This is a genomic window from Bradyrhizobium sp. AZCC 1577 (assembly GCF_036924575.1).
Lineage (GTDB): Bacteria > Pseudomonadota > Alphaproteobacteria > Rhizobiales > Xanthobacteraceae > Bradyrhizobium.
In genome coordinates this window covers 5,871,428-5,891,859 of the sequence record NZ_JAZHRQ010000001.1, presented here as the reverse complement: position 1 = coordinate 5,891,859, position 20,432 = coordinate 5,871,428, and the positions used below count along the sequence as shown (strand labels likewise).

General features: G+C 64.1%; 19 protein-coding genes and 1 pseudogene. 13 read left to right on the top strand and 7 right to left on the bottom strand.

Translation table 11 applies throughout. From position 1 onward, the window contains the following. Positions 1-163: 163 nt before the first annotated feature. Positions 164-328, top strand: a complete 165-nt coding sequence (locus V1278_RS28075; RefSeq protein WP_334367925.1) for a Flp family type IVb pilin — start codon at positions 164-166, stop codon at positions 326-328. A gap of 21 nt (positions 329-349) precedes the next feature. Further along, complete coding sequence (locus V1278_RS28070; RefSeq protein WP_334367926.1) at positions 350-553, top strand: hypothetical protein; 204 nt, start codon at positions 350-352, stop codon at positions 551-553. A 7-nt stretch (positions 554-560) separates the two neighbouring features. On the opposite strand, the gene V1278_RS28065 is transcribed toward V1278_RS28070, so the two are convergent. Both V1278_RS28065 and ku read right to left on the bottom strand, forming a co-directional pair. Then, positions 561-797 (bottom strand): hypothetical protein, encoded by a 237-nt coding sequence (locus V1278_RS28065; protein ID WP_334367927.1) that lies wholly within the window; start codon positions 795-797, stop codon positions 561-563. Between the two features lie 40 nt (positions 798-837). Beyond that, positions 838-1,803: a non-homologous end joining protein Ku gene (gene ku, locus V1278_RS28060; RefSeq protein ID WP_334382931.1), complete on the bottom strand. Its 966-nt coding sequence runs from the start codon at positions 1,801-1,803 to the stop codon at positions 838-840. A gap of 260 nt (positions 1,804-2,063) precedes the next feature. On the opposite strand from ku, the gene V1278_RS28055 reads away from it, so the two are divergent. The 4 genes and pseudogenes from V1278_RS28055 (at position 2,064) to V1278_RS28040 (ending at position 6,210) form a co-directional block, all read left to right on the top strand. After that, complete coding sequence (locus V1278_RS28055) at positions 2,064-2,216, top strand: hypothetical protein (protein ID WP_176722012.1); 153 nt, start codon at positions 2,064-2,066, stop codon at positions 2,214-2,216. Positions 2,217-2,496: 280 nt separating this feature from the next. Beyond that, on the top strand, positions 2,497-3,168 hold the full coding sequence (locus V1278_RS28050; RefSeq protein ID WP_028348898.1) for a response regulator transcription factor: 672 nt from the start codon (positions 2,497-2,499) through the stop codon (positions 3,166-3,168). A 98-nt stretch (positions 3,169-3,266) separates the two neighbouring features. Next, positions 3,267-4,640, top strand: a complete 1,374-nt coding sequence (locus V1278_RS28045) for an ATP-binding protein (protein WP_334382930.1) — start codon at positions 3,267-3,269, stop codon at positions 4,638-4,640. A gap of 162 nt (positions 4,641-4,802) precedes the next feature. Further along, positions 4,803-6,210: pseudogene (locus tag V1278_RS28040) on the top strand (hypothetical protein). Between the two features lie 21 nt (positions 6,211-6,231). Here V1278_RS28040 and mntR read toward each other — a convergent pair. Next, positions 6,232-6,720 carry a manganese-binding transcriptional regulator MntR gene (gene mntR / locus V1278_RS28035; RefSeq protein WP_442893818.1) on the bottom strand — a complete coding sequence of 163 codons (489 nt, stop codon included), beginning with the start codon at positions 6,718-6,720 and terminating at the stop codon, positions 6,232-6,234. Positions 6,721-6,941: 221 nt separating this feature from the next. Here mntR and V1278_RS28030 point away from each other — a divergent pair, with 221 nt between their 5' ends. Next, complete coding sequence (locus V1278_RS28030; protein ID WP_334382927.1) at positions 6,942-10,112, top strand: TonB-dependent receptor domain-containing protein; 3,171 nt, start codon at positions 6,942-6,944, stop codon at positions 10,110-10,112. A 52-nt stretch (positions 10,113-10,164) separates the two neighbouring features. Here V1278_RS28030 and V1278_RS28025 read toward each other — a convergent pair whose 3' ends face one another. From V1278_RS28025 to exbB, 3 genes are read right to left on the bottom strand one after another with little or no spacing between them, the layout of a single operon-like run. Next, complete coding sequence (locus V1278_RS28025; RefSeq protein ID WP_334382926.1) at positions 10,165-10,875, bottom strand: energy transducer TonB; 711 nt, start codon at positions 10,873-10,875, stop codon at positions 10,165-10,167. Positions 10,876-10,916: 41 nt separating this feature from the next. Beyond that, entirely contained in the window at positions 10,917-11,342 is a 426-nt protein-coding gene (exbD, locus tag V1278_RS28020; protein ID WP_334367934.1) for a TonB system transport protein ExbD, read from the bottom strand. A 5-nt stretch (positions 11,343-11,347) separates the two neighbouring features. Then, positions 11,348-12,214, bottom strand: coding sequence for a tonB-system energizer ExbB (exbB, locus tag V1278_RS28015; protein WP_442893722.1), 867 nt, complete (start codon positions 12,212-12,214; stop codon positions 11,348-11,350). Positions 12,215-12,539: 325 nt separating this feature from the next. Between exbB and ccmI the strand changes: the two genes are divergently transcribed. The 5 genes from ccmI (at position 12,540) to V1278_RS27990 (ending at position 17,256) form a co-directional block, all read left to right on the top strand. Next, positions 12,540-13,643, top strand: coding sequence for a c-type cytochrome biogenesis protein CcmI (ccmI, locus tag V1278_RS28010; RefSeq protein ID WP_334382924.1), 1,104 nt, complete (start codon positions 12,540-12,542; stop codon positions 13,641-13,643). 41 nt (positions 13,644-13,684) lie between these two features. Beyond that, positions 13,685-14,176: a cytochrome c maturation protein CcmE gene (ccmE, locus tag V1278_RS28005; RefSeq protein ID WP_057848143.1), complete on the top strand. Its 492-nt coding sequence runs from the start codon at positions 13,685-13,687 to the stop codon at positions 14,174-14,176. Next, a complete protein-coding gene (locus V1278_RS28000) occupies positions 14,173-16,155 on the top strand; it encodes a heme lyase CcmF/NrfE family subunit (RefSeq protein WP_334367936.1) in 1,983 nt (660 codons plus the stop codon). Before ccmE ends, V1278_RS28000 begins: the two co-directional genes overlap by 4 nt. 4 nt (positions 16,156-16,159) lie before the next feature. Beyond that, positions 16,160-16,657, top strand: coding sequence for a cytochrome c-type biogenesis protein (locus tag V1278_RS27995; RefSeq protein ID WP_334382923.1), 498 nt, complete (start codon positions 16,160-16,162; stop codon positions 16,655-16,657). Between the two features lie 74 nt (positions 16,658-16,731). Next, positions 16,732-17,256, top strand: coding sequence for a DUF1993 domain-containing protein (locus V1278_RS27990; RefSeq protein ID WP_334382922.1), 525 nt, complete (start codon positions 16,732-16,734; stop codon positions 17,254-17,256). Between the two features lie 234 nt (positions 17,257-17,490). Here V1278_RS27990 and V1278_RS27985 read toward each other — a convergent pair whose 3' ends face one another. Beyond that, positions 17,491-18,198: a hypothetical protein gene (locus V1278_RS27985; RefSeq protein ID WP_334382921.1), complete on the bottom strand. Its 708-nt coding sequence runs from the start codon at positions 18,196-18,198 to the stop codon at positions 17,491-17,493. Between the two features lie 370 nt (positions 18,199-18,568). Between V1278_RS27985 and V1278_RS27980 the strand changes: the two genes are divergently transcribed. Further along, positions 18,569-20,164, top strand: a complete 1,596-nt coding sequence (locus tag V1278_RS27980) for a Do family serine endopeptidase (RefSeq protein WP_334382920.1) — start codon at positions 18,569-18,571, stop codon at positions 20,162-20,164. The last annotated feature ends 268 nt before the right edge of the window (positions 20,165-20,432 follow it).

Here is a 20,432-nt window from a genome sequence, read left to right as displayed (position 1 = left end):
GTAGCCTTTGGCCGCGATCGACCGTCAACAGGGGCGCGGTTCCTCGTCAGCCTTAATCAATCGTTCATTCTGTTCTTCAAGGCCTCTTCAACGGTTCCGCCCTAGAGTTTAATCAGTATGGCGCGGGAGAAATTCCGGGGGGAGCGTCGACAGGAGCTTGTCTATGCGTCGATTACTGGCACGATTTGTCGACGATGAATGCGGCGCTACCGCCATCGAATATTGCCTCATTGCGGTCGGCCTCAGCATCGTGATCGTCGCCGCCGTCGACGGCATCGCCATCGTGCTCCGCGAGATATTCACCGACGTCAGCACCGGGCTCAAGTAGCGGCAAGGCCGCACAGACATCATGCTGGAACTGCTGTTTGGGCCGCTGTTGGTGTCCTGGGGGCCATCAATCCTGGCCTACGTCCAGCAACATCCGTGGCGCGTGTTCTCCGCGATATTGGTCGCAGCCTGGTTGCTCGATTGGATGGTCAACGACCGGTCGTCTGGTGGTTGCGATGGCGGGTTGGACTTTGGCAGTGGGGACGGGGACGGCGGCGGGGATTGAACCGGCGCTATTTGTCTTTTGGGTCTGCATTGAGAGCCCGCAGCATCGCGATCCGCGCGAACATCATCCAGCCGCCGCCGGTCTCGGCCGCGTTGATCAGATTTTCCACCGCGACCTGCCAGTGCGCCTCGTGCTGCACTTTCTCCGGCAAGGTCATGACATAGTCGGCGGCCTGCTGGAGTGTCGCGAGCTTACGGCCGCTGCGAAGCGGTATCGGATCATCGAACGGCGTCGACCACGGCATCGCGCGCTAGATGGTGCTATCTATCGCGCTCCTTGCCCGATCATCCGGCCTTCTTGGTGCGGGCGGCGGTACGCACCGGCTTTTCCGCCTTCTTCGGTGCTTCCTTCGCCGTCTCCTTGGCGGCGCGCTTTCCGCTACCGCTGATCGGCAACAGCATCTCGCGCTGGCCGGCGGCGGCCTTCTTCGGCTTCTTGCCCTTGGCCTTGGCGGCGGCAGGGGCGGCCTCTTTCTCGCTGGCGATGCTGCGCTTCAGCGCGTCCATCAGGTTGATGACGTTGCCGCTGGTCTTCGGCGCCGCCTTGGCCTTCGTGCTCAGGCCGTTGCGCTTCTGGTTGATCAGATCGATCAGCGCCTGCTCGTAGCGGTCCTCGAACTGCTCGGGCTCGAATGAGGCGGATTTCTGCTCGACGATATGCTTTGCCAGATCAAGCATATCCTTGGTGATCTTCACGTCCTGGATATCGTCGAAATATTCCGTCTCGTTGCGCACTTCATAGGGATAGCGCAGCAGCGTTCCCATCAGCCCCTTCTCGAGCGGCTCCAGCGCTATGATGTGCTCGCGGTTGGTCAGTACCACGCGGCCGATCGCGACCTTGTCCATGCTGCGGATGGTTTCACGGATCACCGCAAATGCATCGTGGCCAACCTTGCCGTCCGGCACGAGATAATAGGGGCGGATCAGATAGCGGCCGTCGATATCGGATTTCGGAACGAATTCGTCGATCTCGATGGTGCGGGTCGATTCCAGCGCGATGTCGTCAAGCTCGTCCTTCGACACTTCAATGTACGTGTCGGTATCGATCTTGTAGCCCTTCATGATGTCTTCGCTGGCGACTTCCTCGCCGGTCTCGGCGTCGACCTTGGCGTATTTGATGCGGTGGCCGGTCTTGCGGTTGATCTGGTTGAACGAGACCTTCTCGGTGTCCGACGTCGCCGGATAGAGGGCGACAGGACAGGTCACGAGCGACAGGCGCAGAAAACCCTTCCAATTGGCGCGGGGGGCCATGGGCTACTCCGAAAATACGCAACAGACGAACGGGAAGGATACCACCGGATCACCCCGTCTCAAACATGCCGGGCTGCGGAATCTCGGAACGGCGTTAACCCTCGAGGGGCCCGTTCTGAGCCGGATCTGCGACCTTTTTAACACGGCGACCGCGCGACACGGCCCAAATACCCGGAACATCACTTTTGATCATGCGTTGCTTTCACAGCCGGTGTCGGAGCATTCGCTGACATTACAGGCACTTACTCGAAGAGGTCCCCATGGCAACGAAACGACATGGCCAGATCGTCGAAACCCCGACCGAGGCGCGCCAAGCTGAACCCGGCCCGTCCGTGCTTGCACTCCTGACGGTATCGACCGGGCTCGCGATTCTGATCCTTGGCATCGTCTGGTTCATATTCTTCCGCACATAAGGGACTGACCGAGGCTGCGCGACCTGGGTGTTTATCCGCGCGGCTGGGCCGTGGGTCCCGCTTTTCGGGAGCCATTGCCGCAAGCAACCTGCCGGCCCCCTTGGGGCCTCCGATCGGGCATGTTAGGCGTTGGGCCTGCGGTTTGGGGGCGTACCCGGGCCCGCGGAAAGCGTCATGACGAAAAAGTCGCACTGCCCGGTGTACGTCGTTCATGGCCCGTTCACCCCGCTGAGCCTCATCATGAGAACTGATATTGTAGGGCTCACTATTGGAGGCCAGCTTGCGCCTGCTTGTTGTTGAGGACGATCCGGATCTCAACCGTCAGCTTACGACGGCTTTGACGGATGCCGGTTATGTGGTTGATCGCGCGTTCGACGGCGAGGAGGGGCACTATCTGGGCGACAGCGAGCCCTATGACGCCGTCGTGCTCGACATCGGGTTGCCGAAGATGGATGGCATCTCGGTCCTGGAGGCGTGGCGCCGCAACGGCCGCGCCATGCCAGTCCTGATCCTCACCGCGCGCGATCGCTGGAGCGACAAGGTGCAGGGTTTTGATGCTGGCGCCGACGACTATGTCGCAAAGCCGTTTCACCTTGAAGAAGTGCTGGCGCGCATTCGCGCGCTGCTGCGCCGCTCCACCGGCCATGCCCAGTCGGAACTGACCTGCGGCCCGGTCTCGCTGGATACCCGCACCGGGCGGGTCAGCGTCTCGGGCAATCCGGTCAAGATGACCTCGCACGAATACCGGCTGCTGGCCTATCTGATGCATCACACCGGGCGCGTGGTGTCGCGCACCGAACTGGTCGAGCATCTCTACGACCAAGACTTCGACCGCGACTCCAATACCATCGAGGTATTCGTCGGCCGCATCCGCAAGAAGCTCGACGTCGACATCATCCAGACCGTGCGGGGGCTCGGCTATCTCTTGACGCCGCCGTCGCCTGGCGCCTGATGAGCCTTGCTCTTTTATTCGAGCATGATCTTATCCGAAGGCCGGTCTCCATCCGCAGGATTGGAGGCTGGGGATACGCTTTTCGGGATCTTGTTCTGATGCGCGGAAGTTCGCTCGCCACGCGGTTGTTCCTGTCGGCGACTGCGTGGGTGGTCGTGATCCTGGTCATCACCGGCGTGATCCTGTCGTCGGTCTACCGGAACGCGACCGAGCGCGCCTTCGATCGCCGCCTCAACCTCTACCTCCGCACCCTGATCGCCGAAGTCGCAACGCCGGAAGAGCCGCCTGAGCAACAGTTCCAGTCGCTCGGCGAACCGCTGTTCGAACTGCCCTTGTCCGGCTGGTACTGGCAGATCGTCCGGACCGACGAGAAGGCCGAAACAAAGGCCTCGCGTTCGCTGTGGGACAAGAAGCTGCCGAAGCTCGAGGATATCGGCGCGGAGTTGACCCCGGCCGGGATCCGTCTCGGCTACGTCGACGGTCCGGAGGGCCAGGATCTGAGGGTGGTCGAACGGCCGGTCGACCTCGGCGCCGACGGCAAGTTTCTGGTCAGCGTGGCTGGCGACGCATCCGAGATTTTCGACGAAATCCGCGCCTTCGATTATTACCTCGGCGGCACTTTTGCAGCGCTCGGCATCGTGCTGCTCCTGACCACGATCTTCCAGGTCCGCTTCGGGTTGGCCCCGCTCAAGCGCATTTCGGAATCGATCGCCGACATCCGCTCCGGACGCGCCGAACGGCTCGAGGGCCAATTTCCGGTCGAGATCGCGCCGCTGGCGCGCGAGACCAACGCCCTGATCGACGCCAACCGCGAGATCGTCGAGCGCGCCCGCACCCATGTCGGCAACCTTGCCCATGCCATCAAGACGCCGCTGTCCGTGATCGTCAACGAGGCCTCCGCCCACACGGTGGATCCCTTTGCGAACAAGGTTTTGGAGCAGGCTTTTGTGATGCGGGATCAGGTCGCGCATCACCTCGAGCGCGCACGCATCGCCGCGCGCGTCACCATCGTCGGCACTGTCACCGAGGTCGCGCCCGCCATCGAGGCGCTGCGGCGGACCATGGAAAAGATCCACCGGGATCGTGGTGTCACGATCGCGGTCAAGGCGGACCCGCAGGCAAAGTTCCGCGGCGAGCGCCAGGATCTTGAGGAGATGGCCGGCAATCTGGTCGACAATGCCTGCAAATGGGCGGCCTCGCAGGTATTCATCGAGGTGCGCGCGGAATTACCGGTCGTATCAGGCACCGGGCCACGGCTGCGGATCATCGTCGATGACGATGGCCGCGGATTGTCCGCTGCCGAGCGCGCACAGGTGTCCCGGCGCGGCCAGCGCCTGGACGAATCCAAGCCGGGCTCCGGGCTCGGGCTTTCGATCGTGATCGATCTCGCCAGCCTCTATGGCGGTAGCCTCGTCCTGGGCGACGCCCCGATCGGCGGGCTGCGGGCAGAACTGGTGTTGCCGGGGATATGAACGTCCTATCGGGCTGAATTGCCTGGGATTGAAGGGGCGCTACCCGGCACGGCCCAGGGCGATTTCGTTATTCCTAAACGGCTTCTTAACGCGCACACTTCTAAAATCGGCGGTGGACGCGCTTTGCCGTCCGCGTGACACAAATATATCCACACCAGGCGAATGAGCCAGACATCGACAGAGCGGCTGAGGGACTATCTCGCCCAGCTCCCGCCTCAATCGCAGGCGCTGCTGATGCGGGAGTTCGAGCGCGCCATCGAGCGCGGGGAAGACCTCGCCGTCGCCAATTTCGTGCTCGAGCAATTGCGCAAGGTCGTGCGCGGGACCGAGGAAGACGACGAGGCGCGTCCGCGCACCGACGATCCGGCGCGGCTGTTGTACGGTCCACTCGAGCCATTTCTCGTCGAGGGCAATTTTCCGGTGCGCGCCGGGCAGATCCGGCGGCGCGTCGCTGCTGGCGGTTTGGCAATGGCTGGGCCGCGACGGCGCGCCCGAGGCCGTGCGCGCATTCGAAACGACACTCGGCGAGATCAGGCTGAGCGGCTCCACCGCAGGTCTCGAAGCCGCGACCCGTAAATTCCAGCTCGCTGCAGCCGAGGCGATCGTCAAGATCGCCACTCCGGTGCAGGGAGACGACAGGCATCGCGCGCTCTCGCGCATCGGCCCGCCGAACGTTGTCGAGGATTTATTGTCGATCGGCGCGGTGCTGCGGGCTCGTGAGGCGATGGAGACGCTCGGCAGTCGGCTTCCCGGCCAGATTCGGGCGCTGACGCCCTCCCAGCTCGAGACGGCGACGTCCGCGCTCAACGTGCCCTCGTTGCAGACGCCGCAATTGCTGCCGTTCGCGCTGTCGCTGATCATGCAGCGGCTGGTGGCGCCGTGGCAGATCATCCGTCTCGCGGTCAGGATGGCGGCCTCCGACGACGAGATTCGCGTGGCGGCCACGCCCTACGGCATCGCCGTTACGATCGCGCTGCACGATCTCTCGTTTCTCACGGCCTGCCTGCGCACGGACATCAGGCGCGGCCATTTCGACAATGTCGGCGATCAACTGAAAATCCTGCACGATGGCGTGCGGGGCTTGCGCACCGAGCTCGATCTGCGCAACGATTCCGCGTGGGGCCGCCAGCTCACGTCGATCCGCGCCGATATTTCCAATTCGCTGCAGTCGGAGATCGAGAGCGTGCCCGGCCGGGTCCGCCGCATCCTGCGTCAGCGCGCCGACAAGGATATCGCTTCGGCGCCGAAGATCGACGCCGCGGAGGTCGAAGAGATCGCCGCCCTGATCGACTTCGTGGCGGTGTGCCGCACCTATGCCAGCGAACTCGCCATCAACGAGGTCACTCTGCGGACCTATTCCGACCTGCAGCATTACGTCGAGCATTCAACCGAGAGCCTGGTGCAGGCGCTGCGCGGCGCCGACACCAGAGCGCGCGCCTACCGGCAGATGCAGGCCAAGGCGGCGATCCGCTTCTGCGAAATCCTGTTCGGCCATGACTATGCGTCGCTGATGAGCCGGGCGGCCGAAAATGCCATGACCGGCGAGCGTAAGACGACCAAGGCCGGCTAGCGCCGCCTCTGATCTATCGCGTCATGCCTTGCGTCGATCCTTGGCGCCGCGAAGAAATTCGGCGAAGGCCTTCAGCGTCACATCGGAAACATGATGTTCGATGCCCTCGGCATCAGCCTCCGCGGCTTCCTGCGGAACGCCGAGCGCCAGCAAGACGTCGACCACCAGACGGTGACGGGCGCGGACGCGCTTGGCGAGGGTCTCACCCTTTTCGGTCAGGAACACCCCGCGATAGGGGCGGGCCGTAACCAAGTCTTCGCGCTTCAACCGCGCAATGGTGTCGATCGCCGTCGGGTGCGATACGCCCAGCCTGCGCGCGATGTCGGTCGGGCGCGCCTCGCCGGTCGTGCCGAGCAGATCGGAGATCAATTCGACATAGTCTTCCAGAACCGCGGTCGATCGCGCCGATCGTGCCTTTCCGAACCGGCGCGCCTGCGTTTGTTCCGCGGGCAGCGGCGTCATCGGTTTGGCCCGATTTGTCGAGGGCTTACGCACCACTGCACCTTCCAGGCGAATCCATCCAGACGAGGCGCGACCATGGCGTGCTGCCGACCACATTGCAAGTTGGCGGCTTGTCGCCGATCTGCAACAGGCCGGCGCCTGGCATTTGCGACTCGTTCGCAGCATCTTGACAGTTAACGGTTCAGCATTAACATGTAGCCTTACCTACGTTTTGGTGTTGCGGCTTATCAAGCAGGCTGTTGCTGAAGCGCGATCGGTTGGGGATGAATATGCGCGCGACGCGAATGGCCCTTGTGGGCACATCGGCACTGGCCGTGGTTTGGCTGAGCCACGCCGCGGCGCTGGCGCAAACCGCAGCGCCCGCGCCACCGACACCCCAGGCCGCGCCGTCTGCCGAGCCAGCCGTCCCGGCACCGCCAGCAGCGGGGCAAGCCCCGGCGGAGCCGGCTCCGTCGCAGACCGCGCCGGCCCCGGCGGCCGGACCGCAAGCCACGCCGAGCGCGCCAGCGGAAATCGACATGCCGCAAGTGACCGTCGAGGGGCGTCAGCCTAAACCCGCGCGGCGGGCCGCGCGCAGCGAGTCCGGTCGGCGTTCGACGACCGTGGAGGCACCGCTGCCGGGCCCAACGCCCGCGCCCGTGCCCACGTCGCCCTTCAATCCGCCATTCGCGCCGCTGTCGACGATCGGGAGCAACCAGATCCAGACCGGCAGCAGCAACGGTGGGTTCGGCAGCCTGTTCACCAATATGCCCGGCGCAACATCGGCGGGGCTTGCCACGGAATCGTCGCGCCCGATCTTGCGTGGCCTGTCGGACGCAAAGGTCCGCATTCAGGAGAACGGCGTCGGTGCGGTCGACGTGTCGGACATCGCGCAGGACCACGCGGTGCCGATCGACCCTCTCGCCATCCAGAAGGTCGACGTCATTCGCGGACCGGGTGCGCTCCGCTTCGGCTCGCAAGCCGTCGGCGGCGTCGTCGATGTCAACAACAACCGGATTCCGACCGCTGCGCCGCTTGGGGGAGTGGCTGCGGAACTGAGGTCGGGTGTGACGAGCGTCAACAAGGGATGGGAAAGCGGCCTGTTGCTGGATGCCGGCGGCCGCAACGCCGCCGTTCATGCCGACATCTACGGGCGCTCCTCTGGCGACTATAGCGTCCCGAGTTACCCGTATCTGGTCCCGCCAATCCCTGCGCCTGCCTTCAACGGCAAGCAGCCGAATTCCGCTTCGCAAAGCGCGGGCGCGGCGGTCGGTGGCTCCTGGCTTTTCGACGGCGGTTATGCCGGCATCGCCGTCTCCCGTTTCACCAGCGACTACTACGTGCCCGGTATTGCGACCGCGGAAGCCCGCCAGCACAACGACCTCGAGCAAACCAAGATCAGCTCCAAGGGCGAGTATCGCCCGGACGCAAGCGCGCTTGCCGCGATCAGGTACTGGACCGGGTATTCGGAGTACCGGCACGACGAGACCGTGCTCGCCACCACCGGCTTCCAGGAGATTACCGCCACCTTCAAGAACCGGCAGACCGAAGGCAAGCTCGAGTTCGAACTTGCGCCGTTCGCCACGCCAATCGGTGCGCTGACCAGCATTTTCGGCGCGCAAGGCGCCTACCAGCAACTCGATACGGCAGGGCAGGCGATCTTGCTTCCGGCCCAGACCAGAACAGCGGCGGCGTACTTTCTCAATGAAGTCAGGCACACGGACACGCTGCGCACGCAATTGGCGGGTCGCATCGAGGGGGTCAATGTCGCGGGAACGGCATTCACTTTCCCGCCGAATTTTCTCCCACCACCGGATGAGCCGGGCAGGGCCGCCGCCAAGCTCGACTTCATGCCGAAGAGCGTCAGCTTCGGCATCATCAAGGATCTTCCATCCTCGCTGGAAGCCAGCCTGACGCTGCAACGGATCGAACGTGCGCCGCGCGCTCTCGAACTGTTCGCCCAAGGTCCCGACGGTTCGGAGAAGACGTTCAAGATCGGCAACCCGAACCTCGGAATCGAAACCGCGCAGACCGCGGAAATCGGCTTGAAACGTACGGATGGCGATTTCAGGTTCGCCGCGAATGCCTACTACACGTCGTACGACAAGTTCATTTTCTCGCGCGCCACCGGCATCTTTTGTCAGGAAACGTTTGCTTCATGCGGCGCCGGCACCGATTACATCCAGGTCAACTACGATCAGCGTGACGCGACTTTCCGCGGCGGCGAACTGGCGTGGCAGTGGGACGCCGCGCAACTTGGCAATGGCACCCTTGGCCTCGATGGCCAATATGATGTGGTGCGGGCGACCTTCACTGACGGCAGCAACGTGCCGCGCATTCCTCCGATGCGACTTGGCGGCGGCGTCTACTGGCGCAACGACAATTGGTTCGCGCGCGTCGGCGTGTTGCACGCGTTTGCGCAGAACGACATTCCGCAATTCGACACGCCGACCGCCGGATATGATTTGGTGAAAGTACAACTCGAGCACCGGAAATTCTGGAAGGATTCGCCGTGCGGCGCGGTTGAGGTCGCGACCGGGGTAGTTGGCGACAATCTGCTCAACGCCAACATTCGCAACTCCGTTCAATTCCACAAGGACGAGATCCTGCAGCCGGGTCGTGGCTTCAAGCTGTTTCTCAACGTCAAATACGGGGTCGACCGGCCAAGCGGCCCGCCCGGCACCTGGATCGGCACGGCGAGACGGCCGGCCGGCAACGGCTACTACAAGAGCCCCGCGCTCGAAGCGGCGGCCTGGAACTGGGCGGGCATCTACGCCGGCGGCAATGTTGGATATTTGAGGGGTGAGGGCGGTACCAACGCTGCGTTCAACGACGTTGCAACCGGTGCCTCGCTTGCCGGAGCCCGCCTGTCGTCCACGCACGACACCGCCAGTATTGGCGGACAGGCTGGCTACAACTGGACGTCGGGCCGGATGCTGGCAGGCATTGAAGGCGATTTCGAATACCGCAATCAGCGCGGAAGCAGCGCCACCGCTTGCCCCGGCAACATCTGCAACCCGGCGCTCGCTCCGCTCGACGCCACCGTGACGGCGAGTCTGGACTATCGCTTGGGGTGGGTGGCCTCGGTTCGCGGCCGCGTCGGAACGCTTGTGACGCCGGACCTGCTTGCCTACGCCACCGCGGGCGTTCCGTTCGGCAAGATAACGACGTCAACGGCTATTGCAGGTTTCGACGACGCGGGCGTCGCAACCACCGCGTCTCTGGATCGGCACTTGTATCGGTTCGGCTGGACTGTCGGCGCCGGTTTCGAGACGCGGCTGGCAGGCAACTGGACCGCAAAGCTCGAATATCTCCACATGGATTTCGGCTCGGTGCGTTCGACGCCGCCTGTGGCGGTCAATACGGCGGTTGCGTTTGACGCCAACACGCGGGTGACCAGTGATGGTGTCAGGATCGGGATGAACTACAGATTTGGCAGCGGCGCGACCGTCGTGGATTAACGCATCGAACTGATGTTGTGATCAGACGGTCGGATGCCGCTTGCTATCTGCCCTATTTGACCGTGAAGCGGATCGGCTGCCTCACGACAACGAATTCGCCGGGAAACATTGCGGGCGGCGAAGGGAAGGGCTGCGCGCGCTTGAGGAGCGCGAGCGCTTCCTCGTCAAGGGCGCCGGATCCCGAACTTTGAGTTACACGCGCGCTGACAACCATTCCCTTGCGATCAAGCGTAAACGACACCTGCGCCGTCCCTTGCTCGCGCCGCGACCGCGCGGCTTCCGGATATCGCTTGTTCTTTTCAACCAAAGCAAGGACCTGGGTTTGCCATGTCACGACGGCCTCCGAATTCTTGTCATTCGGCACACCCTGGGTCGGCGCAACGGCGACCGGTGCGATCCGTTCGTTGATCGCGGGTGGTGCTGATGTCGTGGCGGCCGCCGCCTGCTGCTGCGGCGTCACGTCAGGCTGCGACTTGCTCTGCAAAGCCACAGCCGCGTCCGGATTGGGAGCGGGCGGCAACTCGGGCGTTTCATCGGGCGGCGTCTCCTCGGGCTTCGCCACCGGCTGCGCCTCCGACATCGCCTGCTCCGGGCCGGGCGCAATGTCGGTCGGCGTCGTCGCTGGTGCTGCGGCCAACGGTGCCAGGTCGACCACGATCGCGCCCGAAGGTTCGGCAGCCACCGTGTCATCCACATCGCGCCAGATGGCGAGCGTGGCAGTCAATCCGGCATAGACGCACAGCACCGCGAGGCTGCTGAACATCCATCGTCGAAGGTCAGAACGATCTTCGGCCGCAAGCTGCATCATGGCGATGAGGCTTGCTCCATTCCGACCAGGGCTACCTTGAGGTAGCCGGCGGCCCGCAACATGTTCATGACCTGCATCACCTCGCCATAGGGGACGAGCTTGTCGGCGCGCAGGAAAATGCGGGTGTCCTTCTGGCCGCTGGTGCTTGCATCGAGCGCGCCGGGCAGTGCGCTCCGCTCCACGGTATCGTTCCCGACGGAAAGCGACAGGTCCGGCTTCACCGTCAGATAGACCGGCTTGTCCGGCCGCGGCTGCGGCTGCGCGTTCGACGCCGGAAGATCGACGGCGATATCGACGGTCGCAAGCGGGGCAGCAACCATGAAGATGATAAGCAGAACGAGGATGACGTCGATGAACGGCGTCACGTTGATCTCATGGACTTCGGCGAGATCGCCGTTGCCTTGGTTCAGGCTGGCGGCCACGGCTGCTACTCCGCCGCTGCGAGGTGCCGCCGCACCAGCATGGTGCCGCTATCGAGGTCGCGGCCGACCAGTCGCGTAATCTCTGCGGATCCGTCCCCGAGCAGCGCCCGGTAGGAAGCGATCTGGCGTGCAAAGAGATTGTAGATCATGACGGCGGGAATCGCCGCCACCAGCCCGAGCGCCGTCGCCAGCAGTGCCTCGGCAATTCCAGGCGCGACCACGGCGAGGTTGGTGGTTTGCGACTTCGATATTCCGATGAAGCTGTTCATGATTCCCCAGACCGTGCCGAACAGTCCGACGAAGGGGCCGGTCGATCCGATGGTCGCAAGCACGCCGGTGCCTAGTCCGATGCGCCGGCTTGCCGCCGCCTCGATCTGCTGCAGCCGGGAGGCGATCCTTGCCTTGATCCCCTCCTTGTCCATTCGATCGGTGCTCAATCTCAATTCTGCCAGGGCACCCTCGAGCAACTGGGCAACTGCGCCCTCGGGGACCTGCCGCACGGCGTCTTCCACGTTCCGGACGTCGGCGAGCTCGCGCAGGGCGTGCCGGGCGTTCCGTCGCGCCTTGATCAGCTCGATCATCTTTGCGAGCCACACCGTCCAGGTGACCGCGGTCGCAAAGACCAGACCGATCATCACCGCTTTGACGACGACGTCGGCCTGCATGAACATGCCCCAGGGGCTGAGATCGCGAGGCAGCGCTGCAGCCGCGATCACTGTCCTTTCCGTTGCATCCTGGGCGGCGGTCGGAAATGACAGCAACAGCAGCGGAAGTGACAGAAGCGGAACGCTGCGGCGAAGTTTCAGGCCAACTGGAATTTTGACAGGGGTGGAGGGAACAGCGCCACGTCGAAATGCTTTCCAGGATCGCATCAATCTGCCTCTGCACGCAATTAATGTCTCAGCCCCATTGTGTAGCATCGCCTACGTCTTGGTGCAAACGCTATAGGCCGAGGTATGAGGTCTCGACGGTGCATGCAGGATCCGCTGCAATTTCCCATTGATGGATTTGCGAGCCGCGGTCCGGCGGAGAAGCCAGGGCGAACTGTGCCGAGGAACTCCGGATCGCTGGCTGTGGCAAGCCGGTCTCCCGGCTTTTCTGCCGCAATTGTCAATTGCCGGGCTTGCCGCCGGTGGTGTAAAGCGGCGCATCGGCGCTGGCTTGGGAAGGCGCCGTTCCGCCCCCGGGAACTACCTGATGACGCTGTGGTTTGTGTTCGCGCTGATGACGGTCGCGGCGATTTTTGCCGCGCTCTGGCCATTGAGCCGCGGCTCGTCTGTGCAGGCCGGCGGCAGCGAGGCGGTCGTCTACAAGGATCAGCTCGCCGAGATCGACCGCGATGTCGCAGCCGGGTTGATCGGCTTGTCCGAAGCCGAGGCGGCGCGTGTCGAAATCGGCCGCCGCCTGCTCGCCGCCGCGGACGCGGAGCGCAACCTGCCGGCGCGCGCCAATCTTGGCCTGCGCCGTGCCTCGGCTGTCGTGGCGCTGGTGGGTTTGCCGATCGCGGCAGTGACGTTCTACCTCGCGCTTGGATCGCCGCGTCTCGGTGATTTCCCGCTCGCCTCGCGCAGCCGTATGGCGGACGCCAGCCAGCCGCTCGAAAACATGGTGGCGCAGGTCGAAGCGCATCTGGAGAAGAATCCGACCGATGGTCGCGGCTGGACCGTGCTGGCGCCCGTGCTGGCGCGGCTCGGTCGGTTCGATGACTCGATCCGGGCCTACCGCAACGCGATTCAACACGCCGGCGACAGCGCCGAACGCCGCTCCGATCTCGGTGAGGCGCTGGTTGGCAGCGCGGGCGGCGTCGTCACGGCGGAGGCCAAGGGCGAATTCGAGCGCGCGGTCGCGCAAGACGCCGACGATCCCAAGGCCAGCTATTTCCTCGGGCTCGCTGCCGAACAGGACGGCCGGAAGGCCGATGCTGCGGCGATCTGGCGGGCGATGCTGTCAAAGGCGCCGGCCGACGCGCCGTGGCGGGCGTTGATCGAGGCGGCGCTGACCCGGGTCGGCGCCCCCGCCGCGCCGGCGCTCTCCGATGATGCGATGGCCGCGGCCAGGGACATGAACGAGGCGGACCGCGGGACGATGGTCCGCGGCATGGTCGATCGGCTGGCGGCGCGGCTGAAGCAGGACGGCAGCGATGTCGAGGGTTGGTTGCGGCTGGTGCGGGCCTATATGGTGATGGGCGAACGCGACAAGGCGACGAGCGCGCGCACCGAAGCGCGTCAGGCGGTCGCGGGCGATGCCGAACGCTTGCGCCAGCTCAATGAAGGCCTGAAAAATCTCGGGCTTGATGGATAGAGCCGGATGGCGGAACCCAAAGACGAAGGCAGGGGATATTGATGACGCGCAAGCAGCGGCGTTTGACCATGATCGGCGGTTCGCTCGCGGTGCTTGCGGTTGCGGCGGCGCTGGTGCTGAACGCGATGCGCGATTCCATCGTGTTCTTTTCCACGCCGACCATGGCGGCGGAAAAGCATATCCCGCCCGGCAAGCGGTTCCGCCTCGGCGGCCTGGTGCAGCCGGGCTCGCTGGTGCGCGGCGACAACCTTGCCGTGAACTTCAGCATCGCCGACGGCAGCGCCACGCTGCCCGTCGCCTATAAGGGAATGTTGCCGGACCTGTTCCGCGAAGGGCAGGGCGTCGTCGCCGAGGGCGCGCTCGATGCGTCAGGCGTGTTCAAGGCCGATACCGTGCTGGCCAAGCATGACGAGACCTATATGCCCAGGGACGTCGCCGACGCCCTGAAGAAGCAGGGGCACTGGAAGGACGACTACGGCGCGAAGCCCGGCGCCACGGCCGCATCTGCGCCGGTGCAGGGGACCGCGAAGTGATCGCGGAAGCGGGGCATTACGCGCTGGTGCTGGCGCTCGCACTTGCGCTGATCCAGTCCACGGTTCCGATGCTGGGCGCGCGCTGGGGCGATCCTGCGCTGATGAACGTCGGTCGCTCCACGGCGCTGGCGCAATTGCTGTTCGTGGCGGCCTCGTTCACGGCCCTGGTGATGCTGCACGTCAACTCGGATTTTTCCGTCGTCAACGTGTTCGAGAATTCGCACTCGATGAAGCCGTTGCTCTACAAGATCACCGGCGTGTGGGGCAATCACGAAGGATCGATGCTGCTGTGGGTGTCGATCCTGGCGCTGTTCGGCGGCCTGGTTGCCGCCTTCGGCAGCAATTTGCCGCTGTCGCTGCGCGCCCATGTGCTGGCCGTGCAGGGCTGGATCGCGGCTGCGTTCTATCTGTTCATCCTGGTCACGTCGAACCCGTTCCTGCGCATCGCGAGCCCGCCGATCGAGGGCCGTGACCTCAATCCGGTGCTGCAGGACATTGGGCTGGCCGTGCATCCGCCGATGCTCTATCTCGGCTATGTCGGATTTTCGATCTCGTTCTCGTTCGCGATCGCCGCCTTGATCGAAGGCCGGATCGACGCGGCCTGGGCGCGCTGGGTGCGACCGTGGACGCTCGTGGCGTGGATATTCCTCACGCTCGGCATCGCCATGGGTTCGTACTGGGCCTATTACGAGCTGGGCTGGGGCGGCTGGTGGTTCTGGGACCCGGTCGAGAATGCTTCCCTGATGCCCTGGCTCGCCGGCACCGCGCTGCTGCATTCCGCCGTCGTGATGGAAAAGCGCAACGCGCTGAAGGTCTGGACGATCCTGCTGTCGATCCTGACGTTTTCGCTGTCGCTGCTTGGCACCTTCCTGGTGCGCTCGGGCGTGCTGACCTCGGTGCACGCGTTCGCGACCGATCCCTCGCGCGGCGTGTTCATCCTGCTGATCCTGTGCCTGTTCATCGGCGGCAGTCTTACGCTGTATGCCTGGCGCGCCTCGGCACTGAAGCAGGGCGGGCTGTTCGCGCCGGTCTCGCGCGAGGGCGCGCTGGTGCTCAACAATCTCTTTCTCACCTCCGCCTGCGCCACCGTGTTCATCGGAACGCTGTATCCGCTGGCGCTGGAAGTGCTGACCGGCGACAAGATTTCGGTCGGCGCACCGTTTTTCAACCTGACCTTTGGGCCGCTGTTTGTGCCGCTCCTGGTCGCCATGCCGTTTGCGCCGCTGCTGGCCTGGAAGCGCGGCGATCTCCTCGGCGCAGCGCAGCGGCTGACCGCGGCCGGCATCGCGGCGCTGGTCGCGATTGCGGTGCTGTTTGCATGGACCCATGGCGGAGCCACGCTCGCCCCGCTGGCGATTGGGCTCGCGATATTCGTGATTGGCGGCGCCTTGAGTGATCTTGCCGAACGCATGGCGCTGTTCCGCGTCCCCTTGGCCACCGCGATGGCCCGTGCGCGTGGGCTACCGCGCGCGACCTGGGGCACGGCGTTCGCGCATGCCGGCATTGGCGTCGCGCTGATCGGCATCGTCTGCGAGACCACCTGGAATAGCGAATATATCGGCACGATGAAGCCGCGCGATGTCGCAAGCGTCGCCGGCTATCAGTTGAAGCTCGACGAGATCACGCAACGGCAGGGACCGAACTTCCGTGAGATGATCGCGCAGTTCACGGTTGCACTCGACGGCGAAACGCTCCAGGTGATGATGCCGTCGAAGCGCAACTTCACCACGCGGAGCTCGTCGACGACCGAGGCCGCGCTGCTGACCCGCGGCGCCAGCCAGCTCTACGTATCGCTCGGCGACACCAATGCGGAGGGCGCCATCGCGGTGCGCATCTATCACAAGCCGCTGGTGCTCCTGATCTGGTGGGGCCCTGTCCTGATGGCGTTCGGCGGTCTGCTGTCGCTCTCGGACCGCCGCCTGCGCGTCGGCGCGCCCAAGCCGGCCAAGGCCGCCCGCGCGCTGCAGCCGGCGGAGTAGGGCCTTGAAGCGCCTCATTGCAGCATGTGTGCTGGTTGTCGCCGCGACGCTCTGCGGGCCGGCTCACGCCGTGCAGCCCGACGAGATCATGGCCGATCCGGCAAAGGAGGCGCGAGCTCGCGACCTGTCGCGCGAGCTGCGCTGCATGGTGTGCCAGAACCAGTCGATCGACGATTCCGACGCCCCGCTGGCGCGCGACCTGCGCCTGTTGGTGCGCGAGCGGATCGCCTCCGGCGACAGCGACAGCCAGGTGATCGATTTTCTGGTCGCGCGCTATGGCGAGTTCGTGCTGCTGAAGCCGCGCTTCACGCCGCATACGCTGCTGCTCTGGCTGCTGCCGCCGCTCGCGTTGGCCGGAGGCGGGCTGGCGCTCTGGTTCTACAGCCGCCGCCGTTCGAATACCGGCAGCGCGACCGATCCTTCGCTGTTGCATCTGACGGAAGAGGAAGAGGCGAGGCTGGAGCGCTTGCTCGCAGCCGATGCGCCGGACAAGAAGCCTTAAGCCCACCGTTGCAAGCGGGCAGGCTTCAGCTATGACTTCCCTGTCAGAATAAACATAACCAGGGGAAACCGGACATGGCCTTTTCACTCTACGACGCCAGCGTGGCGAACTATCTGCAGACCCTTGGCGCGGTCAGCGGTTTCCTCGACCGCGGCCTCGTTCATTTCCGCGAAAAGAACATCGATCCGGATAGCATGGTCGAGGCGCGTCTGGCGCCCGACATGCTGCCGCTGCGTTTCCAGATCATCTCCGTCGCGCAGCATTCGCGTGGCGCTATCGAGGGCGTGCAAAGCGGAGAGTTTCGTCCGCCCGCGTCCAGCACGCCGTACGATTATGCGGGATTGCAGGGATTGGTCGCGCAAACCCGCGAGGCTCTGGAGGGCTGGACTCCGGAGGCAGTCAACGCGCTCGGCGGCCGCGACGTCGTCTTTCACATCGGTGATCACAAGCTGCCCTTCACCGCAGAGGGCTTCCTGATGTCGTTCTCGCTGCCGAATTTCTATTTCCACGCCACCACCGCCTACGACATCCTGCGCACCAACGGCGTGCCGCTGGGCAAGCGTGATTTCATGGGTCGGCTGAAGATGAAGAAGAGCTGAGGCGGGTCTTCGGGCGAGGGTGCGATTGTTGCGCGTCCCCGCAACGATGCGCTCGATACCAAACTCCAGAATTACGTCGACGTGGTCGGCTTCTTTGATCCGGCCAACACGGATACCCTCGAATTCGTGTTCGACATCAACGGCAATGGTCCAGATTAGCTAACTAACGCGCAGAACAAGGAACGGCGCGGGAGATGTCTCCTGCGCCGTTCCCCTTTCGGCTGGTTGCCGCTATTAGCCCATCAGGGCGTCGCGCTGCGCGATGAGGGTCGCACGAGCGTCGCTGTTGTCCCGGATGTCGCTCGAGATAAAATCCATCATGGCACGTAAGGAAGCCAACGCCTCTTGCTGATCCTCGACTGACGTTGCGATACCTTCCTTGCGGGTGGTTACGGTGCCGTCGCCCCGGAAATTGTATTGGATACCGTCCTTCACGAAGCCATAGGTAACGTTTGGACCGAGAGGAGGCAGTGTCCGACCGGCGTCCTTCAACATCTTCAATGCCTTTGCGGTCTCCGCAGGATTCAGCGTTACTTCGGGTGATATCGGAGAGTTCAGCATCTTGTCGTAGGATTTCTGAAGTCTCTCGATGCCGGTCTTGTTGGTGTCTTGCCTCGCGTCCTGCAAGTCGAGCAAAGCGAGTTGACTGTTGATTTTGGCCAATTCGCCCCGGCGATGCACGGCCTTAATGGTTGCCTGGAAACGATCCTCGCTTGCTTGCGACGCGGCATCCACGGCTTGCTGTGCGGCGTCCGGGCCCTGCTTGAATGCGGCCATCAGGCGATCCAGTGCGTCCTGCGACAACGACACCTGCGTAGCTGGGCCACGGTCGCTGTCGTTCGTCGTCGCGTTCGAGGCGGGTTGTTTGGAATTGTCCCCTTCGAGAGCCGTGTAGGCGAGGGGATTCAATGGGGCGGCTTGGATGGAAACGGCGCTGACCATGGTTTTCTTCCTGATCTTTGTCGTTGACGGCGAGGATCGAAGCTCGCGTTCGGCGGCCCGCAACCACGCTCTTTTTGTTCGTGCAGAGGTTGTGACACGAATTGATTTAACGTAAGATTTACGAGAGCGTCGAAAGCTGCTCCTTCTCGAATACGGCACGGAGCCGTTCCCTTGAGGACCGTTTCTCGGCCCGCGCTAACCCATTGATTGCCTGCGCTATTCCGTCGCATCCATAAGCAGCCGCATTACCAAAGTTTAATCCCCTAGCCAGCGCGCGGTAAGGCGGCAGGCCCCATCTTCCGATGTGACAGGTGCCCAACCCCCGCACCGTAGAAGAATGAAGAATTCACGCTCTGGAGATCTTAGAAACATGACCGAACGTCCCGTTGATCTTTCCTCGCTACCGTCAAACGGCGCAGCCCGCCGGTCGCTGTTCTCCGCCCGCAAGTTCGCGCTGATGGCCTCCGTCGTCGCCGGCCTTGGCGCTGCCGTGTATGGCTTCTCGCCGCAGCAGGGCTCGGCTGATATCTTTGCCAGCGCGGCGCAAGCGCAGGTCAATACAGAGGTTCGCAAGGTCGAGCGGCCGATCGGTTTCGCCGACATTGTCGAGCGCGTGAAGCCGTCGGTGATTTCGGTCAAGATCAACATCGCCGACAAGAGTTCCAAGGACGACAGCGCCAACAAGGACGAGGACTCGCCGTTCCCGCCGGGCTCGCCGATGGAGCGCTTCTTCCGCCGCTTCGGCGGTCCGGATGGCTTGCCGCCCGGCCTGCGTGGCGGACCGCGTGGCCCCCGTGGCCCGGTAACGGGTCAGGGCTCCGGCTTCTTCATCTCGCCTGACGGCTATGCCGTGACCAACAACCACGTGGTTGACGGCGCCGATAAGGTCGAAATCACGATGGAAGACGGCAAGACCTACACCGCGAAGGTGATCGGCACCGATCAGCGCACTGATCTGGCGCTGATCAAGGTCGAGGGCCGCACGGATTTCCCGTTCGCCAAGCTGTCCGATAGCAAACCGCGGATCGGCGACTGGGTGCTCGCGGTCGGCAACCCGTTCGGCCTCGGCGGCACTGTGACCGCCGGCATCGTCTCGGCCTCCGGCCGCGACATCGGCAACGGACCGTATGACGACTTCATCCAGATCGATGCGCCCGTGAACAAGGGCAATTCCGGCGGTCCGGCGTTCGACACCAATGGCGAGGTGATGGGCGTCAACACCGCGATCTACTCGCCGTCCGGCGGCAGCGTCGGCATCGCGTTCTCGATCCCTGCCTCGACGGTGAAGTCGGTAGTCGCCCAGCTCAAGGACAAGGGCTCGGTCAGCCGCGGGTGGATCGGCGTCCAGATCCAGCCGGTGACCTCCGAAATCGCCGACAGTCTCGGCATGAAGAAGGCCCAAGGCGCGCTGGTGGCGGAACCGCAGCAGAATGGTCCGGCGGCCAAGGCCGGCATCCAGTCCGGTGACGTTATCACCGCGGTCAATGGCGAGCCGGTCAAGGATGCCAGGGAACTCGCCCGCACCATCGGCGGTCTCGCACCCGGCACCGCGGTCAAGCTCAACGTGCTGCAAAAGGGCCAGGACAAGGTCGTCAACCTCACGCTCGGCCAGTTGCCGAACACGGTCGAGACCAAGGCCGACATCGGCAAGGAAGACAAGGGCGGCGCGACCAAGGGAACTGACGTGCCGAAGCTCGGCCTGACGGTTGCGCCCGCTAACAGCGTGGCCGGCGCCGGCAGGGAAGGCGTCGTGGTTACCGAGGTGGACCCGAAGAGTGCGGCGGCCGAGCGCGGCTTCAAGGAAGGCGACGTCATTCTCGAGGTCGCCGGCAAGACCGTCGGCAGCCCGAGCGAAGTCCGTGAGGCAATCGACGCCGCGCGTACCGAGAACAAGAACAGCGTTCTCATGCGCGTGAAGAGCGGCGGTTCGTCGCGCTTCGTCGCGGTGCCGCTGGCGAAGGGCTAAACGAGGACTAGATACCAGATGGAGGGTCACGCCGGCATTCGTCGCCCCCGCCGACGTCTCCTTCCGGGGAGCGGGTCCAAAACTCGCTCCCTCTGGCAACCTTCCTTCGGAATACGCCCCCCTCCGTCGGAAGGGCCTAAGGGCGGTGAGGTCCCCCAGCCTCATCGCCCGCTCTTTTCACTTGATTGCGATACTGCGCGGTCGCCTTGCATGTGCAGGGCGGCCGCGCCATGGTGAGAGGAACCAAATCCTGTGAGCGCTCCCGCAG